The following is a 14510-nucleotide window of genomic DNA, read 5'->3' on the forward strand; positions in this document are numbered from 1 at the left end:
TCATGGCAACGCCATCAGGGCCTCCAGCACCACGGCCCGGAACCGGGGCCGCTGCAGCAGGGGCAGGCCCAGCGACGGCGGCAGGGCGTCGGTGAGCCGGTTGGCCGCCAGGGCCAGGGGCAGGGCGGGACCAGACAGGGGCAGCGGAGCATCCGCGGAGTTGGGGGCACTGTATGGAGTGGCGCGGCAACGGCCACCGGTGACGGCCTCGAGGTGGGCCAGGAACGCCGCCCCCAGGGGCCCCTCCAGGGGGTGATGCAGCAGCCACGGCCTCGCCTCAGCCTGGGCCTTCAGGGCCGCCAGCTCGGCAGCCAGGGCGCCCTGCCAGGAGGGCCAGGAGCCCAGGAACGGCAGGCGCCGCAGCGGCCCTCGTTGACGGCAACGCGCGGCGATCTGCGGCACGTCCCGGCGCACATGGCTGCCGGGCAGGAGAAACAGGGGCACCAGCAGCAGGGGGGCCGCGGTGCTGCCGGCCGGGGGGGCCGGGGGTTCGCTTGCGGTGAGGGCCTCCAGTGCCACGGGGGCCCCACGGCCCTCTTGCAGCTGGCGGGCCAGGTCCTCCAGCTCGGCGGGGATCACCCCACCGGCACGGCCATGAACCACCAGCAGCAGAGGGCTTGCGATGATCCGGCGCATACCCCTCACCCTAGGGATCACCCTATGGAGGCCGCCGCGCATGTCGACGCCGAGCTCCCGTGAGGCCTGGACGCCGCAGCGGCGTCAGCAGCAGGGCGACACCCTGGGGGCCGACCGCTGCCGCTGCCGCGAGCTGGTCGCCGCCCTGGGCAGCGGCGAACGCAGCGGCCGGGCCCTGAGCCGGGCCGAGGCCGGCGAAGCCCTCGATCTCCTGCTCGACGGTCGCTGCAGCGACGCCCAGGCCGGGGCCTTCCTGATCGCCCACCGCCTGCGGCGTCCGGAACCCCAGGAGCTGGCTGGTCTGTTGGACAGCTACCGGCGGCGGGGACCCCGGCTGGCGGCAACGCCGCGCCGGGTGCTCAGCTTCGGGGTGCCCTTCGATGGCCGCAGCCGTTCCGCCCCGCTGCTGCCCCTGGTGGCCCTGCTGCTGGTGACGGCCGGCGTCGGGGTGGTGCTTCACGGCGGTGGTCCGATGCCGGTGAAGTACGGCTTCACCACGGCCGAGGCCCTGGCCGCCCTCGATCTCGACCGCCGCGACCTTCCCTGGAGCACGGTGAACCGCCACTTCACCCAGGAAGGGATGGCCCTGATGCACCAGCCGGCCCACTTCCCGGCCGCCGAGCGGCTGGTGCCTGTGCGGGAGCAGATCGGCAAGCGCCCGCCGATCGCCACCCTCGAACTGCTGTGGAGCTGCCACGACGGCCCCCACCTGCAGGTCAGCGGCTTCGTTCATGCCCCCACCGAACGGCTGGCCCGCCTGGCCCTGGCCGCCACCGGCCAGGACGAGCTGCTGTTGATCAAGGGGATGGAGGGGGGCGTGGAGCTGCCCACCAACCGGGTGGCGATCGCCTCCCAGCGGCAGGCGGGAGACTCTGAGCGGCTGATCCTGCGGGCCCGGGACCACGGCCTGGGGGCGCCCGAGGTGCCACTGGAGAGCGTGGGGCAGTGGCAGGGCCAGGCCCGGGACGCCCTGAACGCTTCGGGGCCACTGGCGGCTGGGCTGGTCTGGAACGGTGGCTTTCTGCTCTGGCGCGCCGGGATCAGCGAGAGCCTCCAGGCGGGGCTGACCCTGGCGGAGCGGCTGCTGGAGGATGGGGCGGTGGAGCACCGCCGCCGCCAGCTGGCCGACGGGCTGGCCCTCACAGCAGGGGATAGCCCCCCAGCAGGTCAGCGACCCGATCCAGCAGGTTGTTGATCAGCCGGCGCCCCTGGCGCTCCCCCTCCTCGCCCCAGCGGACGTGGCCGGCCCGCAACAGCTCGACCCCATCCGGCCCGAGGGCCATCCGCACATAGTCGCCGTCTTCCTCGAGCCAGGTCTGCAGGGCGGGCTCCGTCACCTCGACGTGGAACTGGAGCCCGTGGGCATGGTGGCCGATCCGGAACATCTGCTCGGCGCAGAGGGGCGTGGACCCCAGCAGGGTGGCCGCGGCCGGCAGCTGGATCCGGTCCCCATGCCAGTGCAGCGCCGGCATGGCCTCTCCGAGCCCGGCGAGCACCGGTTCCTGCCCCTGGGCTGGGGTCCAGGCCACCGGCCCCCAGCCCACCTCGTAGGCCCGCACGGGCGGCTCCCCCGCCATCAGCGGCACCACCTGGCCCCCGGCGGCGAAGGCCAGCAGCTGGGCCCCCAGGCACAGGCCGATCACCGGGCGCTCGCACTCCAGGCACTCCCGCAGCAGGGCCACCTCCCCCTCCAGCCAGGGGAACGACGGCGCACCGATGTCAGCGACACCCATGGGTCCACCCAGCACCAGCAGGGCCTGGTCGGGTCCGAGCCGGGGCCAGGGCTCCCCCCGGTCGGGCCGGCACACCGTCACCGCCCAGCCCCGGCGTCGGGCCTCCTCGGCGAAGCGCCCCGGGCCTTCCCGCTCCAGGTGCTGGAGCACCACCAGGTGGGTCATGGGTGGGCAGGACAGCGATGGGAGCCCCAGCATGGGGGCGTCCGTCGGTCCAGGCCAGGATCCATGCGCCGTGATCCGAGCATCGGCCAGCTGTTGGCGCTGTTGATCAGCTCGGTTGGTCTGGGTTACACGATCTACGGCAAGAAGCAGGACCAAGCCGTGGCCCTGTGTTGCGGGGTGCTGCTGATGGTGGTCCCCTACGTCCTCAGCAACCTTGCCGTCCTGCTGATCGTGGCGCTGACGCTGTTGGTGCTTCCCTTTCTTCTGCACCGTTGCTTCGCCTGAGCCATGCCGACCCCGGAGGAGGTGCTGCGCTTCTGGTTCGAGGAGATCCCCCCCTCCGCCTGGTTCCGGCCAGGCGCCGAGGGCGACCGGGCCGTGCGGGAACGCTTCGGGGAGCTCACCGCCCAGGCCCTGGCCGGCGGCCTGGCCCCCTGGGGCGAGACCGCCCATGACGCCCTCGCCCTGCTGCTGGTGCTCGACCAGTTCCCCCGTCAGATCTGGCGCGACCAGGCCCGTGCCTTCGCCGGGGACGGGCAGGCCCAGGCCCTCACCCTGCGTGCCCTGAAGTCCGGCTGGGTGGAAGCGGAGCCGGCAGCGGAACGGCGGCCGTTCTGGCTGATGCCCCTGATGCACAGCGAGGAGATGGCCCTGCAGCAGCTGGGTCTGCCCCTGTTCGAGCGCCACACCGATGCCCGCACCGCGGAGTTCGCCCGCCGCCACCAGGCGGTGATCGCCCGCTTCGGTCGCTTTCCCCATCGCAACCAGGCCCTCGGCCGTCCCAGCACCAGCGAGGAGGTGGCCTTCCTGCTGCAGCCCGGCTCCCGTTTCTGACCCCCGCCCGATGCACTCCCCCACCGACCCCCCAGGCGCCGCCGCAGCCACCGCCCATCGCCTGGCGGGAGAGCTGTTCTCCTGGGACCTCACCCGGGCCCTGGAACTGGCCCTGCTCAAGACCTTCTGTGTGCCCTCCATCTCCGGGCTGCTGGCCCGCACCGGGGAATTCGAGCGCCGGCCCCGCAAGCGCTACGACGACACCGGGCTGATGGTGGCCGAACTGCTGCGCCATGGCCCAGACAGCCCGGCCGGGACTGCGGTGATCGAGCGCATGAATCGCATCCATGGCCACTACGCGATCAGCAACGACGATTTCCTCTATGTGCTCTCCACCTTCGTGGCCGAGCCGATCCGCTGGCTGGCCCGCTACGGGTGGCGGCCGCTGACGCCCCTGGAGCAGGAGCACCTGTTCCGCTTCTGGTGCGGGGTGGGCGAGCGGATGGGCATCGCGGCCCTGCCGGGCAGCCTCGAGGCGCTGCTGGCCCTGAACGAACGGGTGGAGCGGGAGGCCTTCGCCCCGGCAGCCACCAACCGGCGCATCGCCGAGGCCACCCTGGCCATGCTGCTGGCCGACTGGCCCGCGCTCCTGCGCCCCGCCCTGCGGCGAGGTCTGCTGGGCCTGCTGGATCGCCAGACCTGCGAGGCCCTGGGCTGGAGCACGTCGCCCGACTGGCTGCAGACGCTGGTGTTGCAGGCCCTGCGGACCCGCAGCCGGGCCGCCGCCCTGGTGGCCAGCACCCGCCGCCGCCTGGGCCGACCCGCCGCCGCCCGCTTCTATTCCCAGCAGCCCACTCCCAGCTACGGCGCCACGTTCCGGCTCGAGCAGCTGGGCCCACCGCCGCTGCTGGCGGATCTGGCTAAGCAGGAGGTACCGCTCCCTTCCCCCCAGCCCATGGTCGCCCCCTTCCAGTCCCCCCACTTCGCCGTCGCGCGCACGGAGGACGGCTGGATCATCGAGGCCCGCGTCACCAAGGATCAGCAGGGCGACTGGCTGCTGAGCCGCCACGAACTGGAGGAGCTCCAGGCCCTGCTGGAACGGGTGATCGCCTCCTGACCCGCTCCGCTCCCCCCGATCCGGTGAACCCGGAGCTGGAGTCGCCGGGCCGCCTGCTCAACGTGCTGGGGGTGACCTTCGGCATCGCCGGCGCCGTGGGCGGCACCCTCGGCGCCGGCATCCTGCGCACCCCCGGCCTGGTGGCCGCTCAGATGGGCAGTGGCCCCTGGGTGGTGGCGGCCTGGCTGGCCGGCGGCCTCTTTGCCCTGCTCGGCGCCATCGCCGTGGCGGAGCTGGGGGCCAGCCTGCCCCTGGCCGGCGGCTGGTACGTCTACGCCCGGCGCTGCTTCGGGGATGCCGCCGGCTTCACCGTGGGCTGGATGGACTGGATCGGCCACTGCACCGGCATCGCCTGGGTGGCGGTCACGATCGGCGACTACGCGCTGTTCCTGGTGCCGGGCCTGGAGCTGCCTGGAAAGCTGCTGGGGCTGGGGGTGGTGGCCCTGTTCACCCTCATCCAGCTGCTGGGGGTGGAGGCCGGCAGCGGCAGCCAGAAGCTGCTGAGCCTGGCCAAGGCGACCGCCTTCCTGGCGGTGGTGGCGGCCTGCTTTCTCCTGGGCGGCCCCGACAGCCGCGCCGCCGCCAGCGCAGCGATCCCCACCACGGCGACGGCCCTGGCCACCCCCTCGGGCTGGACGGGGATGGCGGTGGCGCTGGTGTTCTCCCTGCAGGCGATCGTCACCACCTATGACGGCTGGCACAGCCCCATCTACTTCTCCGAGGAGTTCAGCGAGCCGCAGGAGGACCTGCCCCGCTCCCTGATCGGCGGGGTGCTGGCCGTGATCGCCATTTACACCCTGTTCAACCTGGCCCTGCTGCGGGTGCTGCCCCTGAAGGTGATCGCCGTCTCCAGCCTGCCTGTTGCGGATGCGGCTGCCCTGCTGTTCGGCGCCTTCGGCGGCCAGGCGATCACCGTGCTGGCGCTGGTGTCCCTGGCGGGCCTGATCAACGCCTCGATCATGGGCGCCCCCCGCATCCTCTACGGCCTCAGCCGCGACAAGCTGTTCAGCCCCCTGGTCGACCGGGTCAACCGGGGCGGCACCCCCACCGTGGCCCTGGTGCTCACCAGCCTGGCCTCGGCCCTGCTGGTGCTTGCCGGCGACTTCACCATCCTGCTCGGGCTGGCGGCGTTCCTCTACGTGAGCCTCTACCTGGTGGGGATCGTCTGCCTGTTCGTGCTGCGCCGGCGGGAGCCGGAGCGCCCAAGGCCGTTCAAGGCCTGGGGCCACCCGTGGAGCACCGCCATCGTGCTCGTGGGATCCATCGCCTTCCTGGTCGGCGCCCTGCTCAACGACACCGCCAACAGCGGCTGGGCCCTGCTGCTGATCGGCGTCAGCGTGCCGGTGTTCCAGGCCACCCGGGCCCTGATGCCGGCCGAGGCACCATGACCTCGCGCTGGCCGCCGGCCTGGTGGGACGGCGCCCTGGCGGGGGAGATCCTGCAGCGCAGCGGCGAACACCTGCTGCTGGTGGGCAGCGCCATCGGCCTGGCCCTGGCGATCAGCCTGCCGCTGGGCCTGTGGATCAGCCGCCGGCCCCGCTGGGCCGGGCCGGTGCTGGCCCTGGCCAGCACGGTGCAGACGGTGCCGAGCCTGGCGATCTTCGGCCTGCTGCTCACTGTGCCGCTGCTGGGGGGCATCGGCACCACACCGGCGATCGTGGCCCTCACCCTCTACGCCCTGCTGCCCCTGCTGCGGGGTCTGGTCACCGGCCTGGCCCAGGTACCTCCGGGGCTGAAGCAGGCCGGGCAGGCCCTCGGACTCAGCGGCCGCCAGGTGCTGCTGCGGGTGGAGTTGCCCCTGGCCCTGCCCACCCTGATGGCCGGCCTCCGGGTCGCCACGGTGATCGGCGTCGGGGTGGCCACGATCGCCGCCGCCATCGGCGCCGGCGGCCTGGGGGTGTTCATCTTCCGGGGCATCGCCACGGTGAACAACGGCTTGATCCTGGCCGGGGCCCTGCCGGCGGCCGCCATCGCCCTGCTGGCCGACGGCGGCCTGGGGTTGCTGGAACGGCGGCTGGCCCAGCCCCGCGCCAAGGGTCCCAGCGGCGGGCGGCGACGGCTGCTGCGGCTCGCCTGGGCTCTGGCGGGCCTGGCCCTGGGGGCCGTGCTGGCGCTGCGGCTGCTGCCGCCCGCCAACACAGGCACGGTGCGGATCGGCAGCAAGAGCTTCACCGAGCAGCTGATCCTGGGGGAACTGCTGGCCCAGCAGATCGAGGCCGCCACCCCGTTGAAGGTGCAGCGCGACTTCGGCCTGGGGGGCACCGGCCTGATCCACGCCGCCGTGCGCAGCGGCCGCATCGACGGCTATGTGGAGTACACCGGCACCGCCTGGACCACCCTGCTGGACCAGCCCCCGCCACCACCGGACACGCCCGATCCGGCGCGGCGGGTGTTTGAGGAAACGCGCCGGCTCTATGGCGAACGCTTCGGGCTCACCGTGTTCCCCTCGCTGGGCTTCGAGAACAGCTTCGCGATCCTGGTGCGCCGCGCCGAAGCCCGGCGGCTGGGGATCACCACGATCAGCGAAGCGGCCCCCCACACCCCCAGCTGGCGGGCTGGCTTCGGCTACGAATTCCTCAACCGGCCGGATGGCTTCAGCGGCCTGGCCCGGCGCTATGGGCTGCGCTTCGCCCAGCCGCCCGAGGCCATGGATCTGGGTCTCACCTACCGGGCCCTGGCCGAGGGGCGCGTCGACCTGATCGCCGGCGACACCACCAACGGTCTGATCCCCGCCCTCGACCTGCAGCAGCTCCGGGACGACCGCCACTACTTCCCGCCCTACGACGCGGTGCCGGTGTTCAACGCCGCCAGCCTGCAGCGGCGCCCGGAGCTGGTGCCCGTGATCGACGCCCTGGCCGGCCGGATCTCCGCCGCCACGATACAGCGCCTCAATGCCCAGGTCGACCTCGACGGCCTGGGCGTCGCCGAGGTGGTGCGCCGCTGGCGGCTTCAGCAGGCCGGGGCGACCGGGGCCGGCTGAACCTCCTGATCGTTGCCGGCGGCGGGCCCGGGGCGCCGAAACACCAGCACGGGCAGGTCGGTGTGGGTCAGCACCTGCTGGGTCTCGCTGCCCAGCAGCAGCCCGGCCAGGCCGCGGCGGCCGTGGGAGGCCATGAAGATCAGGTCGCAGCCGTGGCGGTTGGCGGCCTCGATGATCGCCTCGTAGACGACCGGGTGATTGCCGACGGCCGTGTCGCAGTCGACGCCGGCCTCCTCCGCCATCCCCCGGGCCCGCTCCAGCAGCGCGGCCGCGTAAGCCCGCTCCGCCTTGCCGAACTGCTCCACCACGGCGGGGTCGAGCAACACCGGATCACCGTAGATCGACGCCTGCGGCGGCATCGCCAGGTTGGCGAGGGCGTGGAAGAAGGTGATGGTGGCCCCGGTCTCGCGGGCGTAGCTCACCGCCCGGCGGATGGTGCCATCGGAGAGATCGGAGCCGTCGGTGGGCACCAGCAGGTGACGGAACATCGGCCTCGCCTCATGCGCGCTGGGGTGACCTCCATGATCGCCCGGCAGCCATGACCACACCCGCCCCGGCGAGGCGCCGCTCCACCCGTCGCGCCAGCTCCGGGGCCAACCGGCCCCGATCGAGGCCGGCCAGGTCCGTCAATCCCTCCGGCAGACGGGCCAGCAGATCCACGGCCGTCGCCGCCAGAGCGGGATCGAGATCTCCGATGAGGTGGCGCAGGGTCTGCCGTAGGGGAGCCGCCGGCCAGGCGGCGAGCCCCACCGCCAGCCCCTCAAGGGCCGCGCGGCGCTGCTGCAGCGGCAGGGGGGCCAGGACCCGTTGGCGCAACAGCTGGAAATCCTCGGGATCGCGCTGGTGGCCCAGCAGCGGCAACAGAACAGCCATCCTGTCGATGGACCCATTCCCAGCGGCCACCGGCGCGTCAGTGACCTCCCCTGGCAAGGGGAGGGCCTGCCGCAGCAAGGCCCTGCAGCGTCGGTCACGGATCCGGCCGATCAGGCTCAGCAAGGCGGGATCCGCCTCCGGTTCGGCCAGCCACCAGGCCAGTAATCGGCTCGCCGCGGCGCCATCGAGCCGCCCGGCCAGCGCCGCGAGCAGATCGGCATCGGGCACCAGGCCGTGGCCCTCGATCGCCTCCAGCCAGGGCTCCAGATCGAGGCCGTCCTGACCGCGCAGACGCCGCAGCCAGGGCCAGCGATCGGGGCTGCCGGCTGGAGGCAGGTGCTGGGGCAGGGCCAGGAAAGGAGGCTGCCGGGTCAAGGATGAACCTCCCGGGACCACCGCGAGCCGCCAGCAGCTCCGCCCGATCCACCGGCTTGCCGGGCAGGGCCAGCCTCCCCATGAACGGTCGCCATTGATACGTTTAATGCCCCAGTCCAGGGGTGTGGAGGCCCCAGGGCTACAACGAAGGCAGTCCATTCGCAGGGCAGGCGTCCCATGGCCTTCAGCGGAACCGATGCCATCTCCCACCCCCCCAGCCGACGGCAACGGGCCGAGACGCGGCGATGGGGCCGGCCCAGCGAGACGCCGCGAACGCTCGGGCCTGTTGAGCAGAAAGAACGCCAGCTGCTGCTGACACTGGTGGCCCAGTTGGCCGACGCCCAGTTCATCAGGGCCGACAGGGATCGGGCGGCCCAGCTCTGGCAGGAAGTGGCGGCCCTGGAGATTGATCCCGAACGGGTCATCCGGCTTCTTTACGGAGGGCAGGATCTGAAGGACAGGGCCACGCTGGCCATGCTGGACCGTGGCTGGCACCCGGAGGTTCCCCGGGGCAGGCGTTTCCCCTGGGGCAGCCGAGCCCTCAGGCGAGGGTCGTCCGCCGCCGGGCGCCGAAACGTTCCACCAGCAGCGCTTCCAGCACGTCGCTGAGCTCACTGAGAGGAACACCCTTCTCGTGCAGTTCGGCCAGCCGTGGCTCCTGGCCCATCGACCCGCCCAGGAAGATCTTCGCCGCCTCCACCATCAGACCGTCCTGGCGGGCCTTGGCGCCCATCAGGCCGATCTGGCCCATGTAGGGCTGGCCGCAGGCATTGGGACAGCCGGTCCAGTGGGTACGCACCGCCTGGGGAAGCTCCAGGCGACGCTCCAGCTCATCGATCACGGCCTGGGCGGTGCTCTTGGTGGGGATCAGGGCGAAGCTGCAGTAGCGGCTGCCCGTGCAGCTGACCGCTTCAGCCTGAAGGGGCCCCGGCTCGAGCCGGAAACGCTGCAGCAGGGGCTCGGCCCGCAGGGCCCCCAGCCGGTGGTCCGGGACATCGACGATCAGCACGTTCTGGGCTTCGGTGAAGCGCAGCTCGCCGCTGCCGTAATCGCGGGCCAGGCGCGCCAGTTCCAGCATCTGCTCCGCATCCAGGCGCCCCATCGGCACGTGCAGGCCCGCCCAGTGGCATCCCTCCTGCTTCTGGGCCTGCAGGCCCAGGCCATCGCGGGGCGCCCGGCTCACCAGATGGCGGCCATCGTGGGGCAGCACCGCTGAGGCCGGCACCCCGGCCAGCCGGGCATAGCCCTCGATCACGGCGGTGCGATAGGGCTCCAGCCCCAGGCTGTCGATCAGATACATCAGCCGGCTCTTGTTGCGCTGCACCCGGTTGCCATGGATCTCGTAGTGCTGCAGGAGGGCCAGGGTGAAATCGGCCAGCTGATCGCCCCGCAGCCACACCCCCAGGGGAATCGCCAGTTCGTTGCGCTGGGCCGAGAAGAAGCCGCCCACCATCACCGTGAAGCCGAGCGGCGCTGCCGGGTCCTGCGGGTGGGGCGCGGGCAGGAAGGCGAGGTCGTTGTGCAACAGGAAACTGTCGGGAGCGCCACCCACGGCCACGTTGAACTTGCGCGGCAGGTTGCGGGGCCCGTCAACGGCCAGCAGGCGCGCCTGGATGGCCGTCACCAGGGGACGGGTATCGAGAAATTCCTCCGGATCAATGCCCGCCAGGGGGTTGCCGGTGATGTTGCGGGGGTTGTCGTGGCCGGACTGGCGGCTGGTGAGCCCGACCTGCTCCAGGGCCTCCATCAGGGGGGCCATGTCCTCCAGCAACAACCCGCGCAGCTGCAGGTTCTGGCGGGTGGTGATGTCGGCGCTGCCGTGGTCGCCGCAGCGATCCACCACATCGGCCAGCACCTCCAGCTGGTCGGAGCGGATCACCCCGTTGGGCAAGCGCAGCCGCACCATGAAGCGCCCGGGGGTGACCGGTCGGAAGAAGATGCCCAGCCATTTGAGACGGATGGTGAGGGTGGCCTCGTCGAGGGATTCCCAACCCTGGGCGGCCAGTGCGGCCAGCCGGGGCTCCAGATCCAGGCCGCAGAGGTCAGCCTTGGCCTGCTCGACCTTGCTGAGGCTGGCCGCTGGCGGGGTGGAGAGCTCGGAACTGGTGCCGGTGCTGGTGTCGGGGCTGTTCATGTCATGCGAAAACGGCGGTCCGCATGGCCGGCCACACGGAGAATCCCTGCCTGGCAGGAGGACGCAAGCAACCTTGGGGGGTGGCCTGAAGCCGGGACGCCGATGAGAGCTGCGTCGTCGGAAAGGATCGACTGTTGGGGAGCGCCGAAGGAAGCTGCGCGGACCCACCGACCAACACGCGTTAGTTTCTTGCATGGAACCGCCCTCCCATGTCGTCACTGCTACCAGAACCGACAAGCCTGGGACCCGACGCTGCATTTCAGGAGGGAACGGTGCCGGCAGGGGACGCCGCGGAAGAGCGGCGCCAGGTGCGCCTGCGGGCGCTCGGCCCGGAGCGGGCCCGCTTCCGTGAGCTGATCGGCAAAGTGGGCAGCGGCGAACACACCAGCACCGGCCTGGATCGGCAGGAAGCCCGTGAAGCCATGGACCTGATGCTTCAGGGCCTGGTCGATGACGCCCAGATGGGAGCCTTCCTGATCGCCCATCGCATCCGTCGCCCCCACCCCACCGAGCTCGCCGGCATGCTCGACAGCTACCGCCAGTTCGGGCCGGTGCTGGAGACACCGGGTCGCCGACCCCTCTGTTTCGGGGTGCCCTACGACGGCCGCAGCCGGACCGCCCCCCTGCTGCCCCTGGTGGCCCTGGTGCTGGCCAGCGACGACCTGCCAGTGGTGCTGCATGGCGGGGACCCCATGCCGGTGAAGTTCGGGATCACCCTGGCCGAGCTGTTCGAGGCGATCGGCATCACCTGGAGCGGCCTGCCACTCAGCATGGTCCAGCAACGCCTCGATCGCCATGGGCTGGCCCTGACCCACCAGCCCGACCATTTCCCCTGGGCCGAGCGGCTGGTGCCGGTGAGGGATGCCATCGGCAAACGCCCGCCGGTGGCGAGCCTCGAGCTGCTGTGGACACCGCACCGGGGTGATCACCTGCTGGTGAGCGGCTTTGTGCACCCACCCACGGAGACCCGCGCCTGGCAGGCCCTGCAGGACGGTGGGGAAGCCGACCTGCTGACGGTGAAAGGACTGGAGGGCTCCACCGACCTGCCCACCTCCCGCGCCGGCATCACCGCCCGGGTGCGCCAGGGCGTGCCCGAACGGATCCTGCTCCACCCGCGCGACCATGGCATCGCCACTGCCGAGGTGGCCTGGGAGAACCTGGAGATGTGGCGGGCGCAGGCGATGGCCGCGCTCTGCGGGGAAGGACCCCTGGCACCGGCGTTGCGCTGGAACGTGGCGGCCTACCTGTGGTTCGCCGGGCGCTGCGAGCGCCTCGAGGAGGCCCTGGAACGGGCCACGGGCCTGCTTCTGGCCGGCAGCGGCGAACGCCTGCGCCGGCAACTTCCGAATCGGTAACCGACGCGACTCTTGAGGGGGCTGTTGGCGTGGTCTCTTTATCTGTGGTTGGTCAGCCTGCGCGCCAGCTCTTCAACTCTTCGCCAGCGCGGTGCCCTTTGTTGTGAGGCCCGTCCTGAGAAAACATGCACCTGAAGGTGCATTCCTCCGGTCCTCTCTGGCTCTCCCTCCGGCTTCATGTCGAATCTTTCCCGTCGTCAATTTCTGATCACCGCCGCCGGCACCACGGCCGGAGCCATCTGGCTGAGTGCCTGTGGCAGCAAGCCATCCAGCACCAGTTCGGCCCCTGCCGCCTCCGACGCCGGCGGCGACACTGAGGTGAAGGGTGCCACCCTTGGCTTCATCGCCCTGACGGATGCCTCACCCCTGATCATCGCCAAGGAAAAGGGCTTCTTTGCCAAGCACGGCATGCCCGATGTGAAGGTCATCAAGCAGACCTCCTGGGCCGCCACCCGCGACAACCTGGAACTAGGCGCCGAACGCGGTGGCATCGATGGGGCTCACATTCTCACCCCAATGCCCTATCTGCTCACGGCAGGGACGATCACCAAGAGCTCCCAGCCATTGCCGATGTACATCCTGGCGCGGCTCAATGTGAATGGTCAGGGACTTTCCCTCTCCAATGAATTTCTCAAGGAGAAAGTCACCATCAGCGATCCCAAGATCAAGGCGATCGCTGATCGCAAGAAAGCCGGCGGCAAGCTGCTCAAAGCAGCCGTGACGTTCCCTGGGGGCACCCACGACCTCTGGATGCGTTATTGGCTGTCCGCCAACGGCGTCGACCCCAACACCGAAGCCGACTTGGTGGTGGTACCTCCGGCCCAGATGATCGCCAACCTGCAGACGGGCACCATGGACACCTTCTGCGTGGGAGAACCCTGGAATCAGCGGGCTGTCAACAAGAAGATCGGCTACACCGGCGCCATCACGGGCGAGCTCTGGAAGGATCATCCCGAGAAAGCCTTCTCGATCCGCGCCGACTGGGCAGACAAGAACCCAAAGGCCACCATGGCCATGTTGAAGGCCGTGCAGGAAGCCCAGATCTGGTGCCAAGACCCGGCCAACCTGGATGAACTCTGTGAGATCACCTCAAAGGATAAATACTTCAAAACAAGTGTCGAAGACATCAAACCACGCCTGGCCGGCACCTTTGACTACGGAGATGGTCGCAGCGTTACCGATTCGCCACTGCGGATGCACTTCTGGCAGGACACCAACTCCCACTCTTTCCCCTACAAGAGCCATGATCTCTGGTTCCTCACAGAAGATATCCGCTGGGGTTACCTACCACAAAACACTGATACCAAAGCGCTGATCGACAAGGTCAACCGATCGGATCTCTGGAAAGAAGCCGCCAAGGCCATCGGTCAGGAAAAAGCCATTCCCGCCAGCGACTCACGCGGCAAGGAAACCTTCTTCGATGGAGTTGTTTTCGACCCCGAGGATCCCAAGGCCTATCTCGCCAGCCTGAAGATCAAAGCGCTGAAGTAAGCCTACATTCCACTTTGTTCACTTTCAGACCTAGCCTTTCATCATGAGTGTTGCAACGTCCAGAGGCCTACAGGCCCGCAAGGCTCCCTGGGCACCATTGGCCAAAAGGGCCACTCCCTACATCGTTTGTGTGGGCGGTTTTCTGATTGCCTGGCAGATTCTCTCGGTCATCCTCGGTGAAGCCCGGCTTCCCGGCCCGATTAACGTGGTCGTGCAGACATGGGACCCTTACATCAGCCAGCCGTTCTACGACGACGGCGGGACCAGCAAGGGACTGGGCTGGCAGATTCTGATCTCTCTACAGCGTGTGGCAATTGGCTACAGCCTCTCTGCCGTCGTAGGCATCGCGATCGGTGGGATGCTCGGCATGAGTCGTTTCATTGGCACGGGCTTTGATCCCGTGGTTCAAGTGCTGCGGACGGTTCCACCCCTGGCCTGGTTCCCCATTTCTTTGATGGTCTTTCAGGATGCCAATACCTCCGCCGTTTTTGTGATTTTCATCACAGCCATCTGGCCCATCATTATCAACACAGCCGTTGGCATACGCGAGATTCCGCAAGATTACACCAACGTTGCCCGTGTATTGAAATTGCGCAAAGGTGCTTACATCAGAGAGATTGTCATTCCCGCCACAGTCCCCTACGTCTTTACCGGTCTGCGCATTGCCGTAGGTCTGGCATGGCTGGCCATCGTTGCCGCCGAGATGCTCAAGGCTGATGGGGGGATTGGCTACTTTATCTGGGATGCCTACAACGCTGGTGGAGATTCCAGCTCCAGCCAGATCGTTCTTGCCATTATCTATGTAGGCATCGTTGGCCTGCTCCTCGATCGCCTTGTAGCCTTCGCCGGGCGCAAGTTCAGCAAAGGAGCCGCCTGA

Annotated in this window: 15 protein-coding genes; 10 read left to right on the forward strand and 5 right to left on the reverse strand. The window is 69.7% G+C overall.

The window, feature by feature from the left end; translation table 11 throughout:
* Entirely contained in the window at positions 1-636 is a 636-nt protein-coding gene (locus KUG43_RS05360) for a CbiX/SirB N-terminal domain-containing protein (RefSeq protein WP_216906882.1), read from the reverse strand.
* Between the two features lie 40 nt (positions 637-676).
* Here KUG43_RS05360 and KUG43_RS05365 point away from each other — a divergent pair, with 40 nt between their 5' ends.
* A complete protein-coding gene (locus KUG43_RS05365) occupies positions 677-1831 on the forward strand; it encodes an anthranilate phosphoribosyltransferase (RefSeq protein WP_286194423.1) in 1155 nt (384 codons plus the stop codon).
* On the opposite strand, the gene KUG43_RS05370 is transcribed toward KUG43_RS05365, so the two are convergent.
* Complete coding sequence (locus tag KUG43_RS05370; protein WP_216906884.1) at positions 1776-2534, reverse strand: type 1 glutamine amidotransferase; 759 nt, start codon at positions 2532-2534, stop codon at positions 1776-1778. The genes KUG43_RS05365 and KUG43_RS05370 overlap by 56 nt on opposite strands.
* A 63-nt stretch (positions 2535-2597) precedes the next feature.
* Here KUG43_RS05370 and KUG43_RS05375 point away from each other — a divergent pair, with 63 nt between their 5' ends.
* From KUG43_RS05375 to KUG43_RS05395, 5 genes are read left to right on the forward strand one after another with little or no spacing between them, the layout of a single operon-like run.
* Positions 2598-2819: a hypothetical protein gene (locus KUG43_RS05375; protein WP_216906886.1), complete on the forward strand. Its 222-nt coding sequence runs from the start codon at positions 2598-2600 to the stop codon at positions 2817-2819.
* A 3-nt stretch (positions 2820-2822) separates the two neighbouring features.
* The gene (locus KUG43_RS05380) at positions 2823-3368 is read left to right on the forward strand and encodes a DUF924 family protein (RefSeq protein ID WP_216906888.1); all 546 of its coding nucleotides are present in this window, start codon (positions 2823-2825) and stop codon (positions 3366-3368) included.
* Between the two features lie 10 nt (positions 3369-3378).
* Positions 3379-4425: an oxygenase MpaB family protein gene (locus KUG43_RS05385; protein ID WP_286194424.1), complete on the forward strand. Its 1047-nt coding sequence runs from the start codon at positions 3379-3381 to the stop codon at positions 4423-4425.
* A 23-nt stretch (positions 4426-4448) separates the two neighbouring features.
* Complete coding sequence (locus KUG43_RS05390; RefSeq protein ID WP_353617937.1) at positions 4449-5813, forward strand: APC family permease; 1365 nt, start codon at positions 4449-4451, stop codon at positions 5811-5813.
* Entirely contained in the window at positions 5810-7405 is a 1596-nt protein-coding gene (locus KUG43_RS05395; protein ID WP_216906890.1) for a glycine betaine ABC transporter substrate-binding protein, read from the forward strand. Before KUG43_RS05390 ends, KUG43_RS05395 begins: the two co-directional genes overlap by 4 nt.
* On the opposite strand, the gene KUG43_RS05400 is transcribed toward KUG43_RS05395, so the two are convergent.
* Together KUG43_RS05400 and KUG43_RS05405 are read right to left on the reverse strand one after the other, a co-directional pair.
* On the reverse strand, positions 7375-7893 hold the full coding sequence (locus KUG43_RS05400) for a universal stress protein (protein ID WP_216906892.1): 519 nt from the start codon (positions 7891-7893) through the stop codon (positions 7375-7377). The genes KUG43_RS05395 and KUG43_RS05400 overlap by 31 nt on opposite strands.
* A gap of 10 nt (positions 7894-7903) precedes the next feature.
* On the reverse strand, positions 7904-8653 hold the full coding sequence (locus KUG43_RS05405) for a hypothetical protein (RefSeq protein WP_216906894.1): 750 nt from the start codon (positions 8651-8653) through the stop codon (positions 7904-7906).
* A gap of 177 nt (positions 8654-8830) precedes the next feature.
* Here KUG43_RS05405 and KUG43_RS05410 point away from each other — a divergent pair, with 177 nt between their 5' ends.
* Positions 8831-9262, forward strand: coding sequence for a hypothetical protein (locus tag KUG43_RS05410; protein ID WP_216906896.1), 432 nt, complete (start codon positions 8831-8833; stop codon positions 9260-9262).
* Here the strand turns inward: KUG43_RS05410 and KUG43_RS05415 are convergent.
* Complete coding sequence (locus KUG43_RS05415; protein WP_216906898.1) at positions 9195-10787, reverse strand: ferredoxin--nitrite reductase; 1593 nt, start codon at positions 10785-10787, stop codon at positions 9195-9197. The genes KUG43_RS05410 and KUG43_RS05415 overlap by 68 nt on opposite strands.
* A gap of 209 nt (positions 10788-10996) precedes the next feature.
* Here KUG43_RS05415 and KUG43_RS05420 point away from each other — a divergent pair, with 209 nt between their 5' ends.
* The 3 genes from KUG43_RS05420 to ntrB all read left to right on the forward strand — a co-directional run bounded on the left by KUG43_RS05420 (position 10997) and on the right by ntrB (position 14510).
* Positions 10997-12142, forward strand: coding sequence for an anthranilate phosphoribosyltransferase (locus KUG43_RS05420; protein ID WP_216906900.1), 1146 nt, complete (start codon positions 10997-10999; stop codon positions 12140-12142).
* Positions 12143-12319: 177 nt separating this feature from the next.
* A complete protein-coding gene (locus KUG43_RS05425) occupies positions 12320-13633 on the forward strand; it encodes a CmpA/NrtA family ABC transporter substrate-binding protein (protein WP_216906902.1) in 1314 nt (437 codons plus the stop codon).
* Positions 13634-13676: 43 nt separating this feature from the next.
* Positions 13677-14510, forward strand: coding sequence for a nitrate ABC transporter permease (gene ntrB / locus KUG43_RS05430; RefSeq protein ID WP_216906904.1), 834 nt, complete (start codon positions 13677-13679; stop codon positions 14508-14510).

The sequence above is a fragment of the Synechococcus sp. CCY 0621 genome (genome assembly GCF_019038465.1).
Classification (GTDB): domain Bacteria; phylum Cyanobacteriota; class Cyanobacteriia; order PCC-6307; family Cyanobiaceae; genus Cyanobium.

Bases quoted from the DNA above. Each gene is read 5' to 3' on its own strand.
- KUG43_RS05400 (WP_216906892.1), bottom strand. From the start codon at position 7,893: ATGTTCCGTCACCTGCTGGTGCCCACCGACGGCTCCGATCTCTCCGAT.
- KUG43_RS05415 (WP_216906898.1), bottom strand. From the start codon at position 10,787: ATGAACAGCCCCGACACCAGCACCGGCACCAGTTCCGAGCTCTCCACC.
- KUG43_RS05385 (WP_286194424.1), top strand. From the start codon at position 3,379: ATGCACTCCCCCACCGACCCCCCAGGCGCCGCCGCAGCCACCGCCCAT.
- KUG43_RS05425 (WP_216906902.1), top strand. From the start codon at position 12,320: ATGTCGAATCTTTCCCGTCGTCAATTTCTGATCACCGCCGCCGGCACC.
- KUG43_RS05375 (WP_216906886.1), top strand. From the start codon at position 2,598: ATGCGCCGTGATCCGAGCATCGGCCAGCTGTTGGCGCTGTTGATCAGC.
- KUG43_RS05360 (WP_216906882.1), bottom strand. From the start codon at position 636: ATGCGCCGGATCATCGCAAGCCCTCTGCTGCTGGTGGTTCATGGCCGT.
- KUG43_RS05420 (WP_216906900.1), top strand. From the start codon at position 10,997: ATGTCGTCACTGCTACCAGAACCGACAAGCCTGGGACCCGACGCTGCA.
- ntrB (WP_216906904.1), top strand. From the start codon at position 13,677: ATGAGTGTTGCAACGTCCAGAGGCCTACAGGCCCGCAAGGCTCCCTGG.
- KUG43_RS05410 (WP_216906896.1), top strand. From the start codon at position 8,831: ATGGCCTTCAGCGGAACCGATGCCATCTCCCACCCCCCCAGCCGACGG.
- KUG43_RS05380 (WP_216906888.1), top strand. From the start codon at position 2,823: ATGCCGACCCCGGAGGAGGTGCTGCGCTTCTGGTTCGAGGAGATCCCC.
- KUG43_RS05370 (WP_216906884.1), bottom strand. From the start codon at position 2,534: ATGACCCACCTGGTGGTGCTCCAGCACCTGGAGCGGGAAGGCCCGGGG.
- KUG43_RS05395 (WP_216906890.1), top strand. From the start codon at position 5,810: ATGACCTCGCGCTGGCCGCCGGCCTGGTGGGACGGCGCCCTGGCGGGG.
- KUG43_RS05365 (WP_286194423.1), top strand. From the start codon at position 677: ATGTCGACGCCGAGCTCCCGTGAGGCCTGGACGCCGCAGCGGCGTCAG.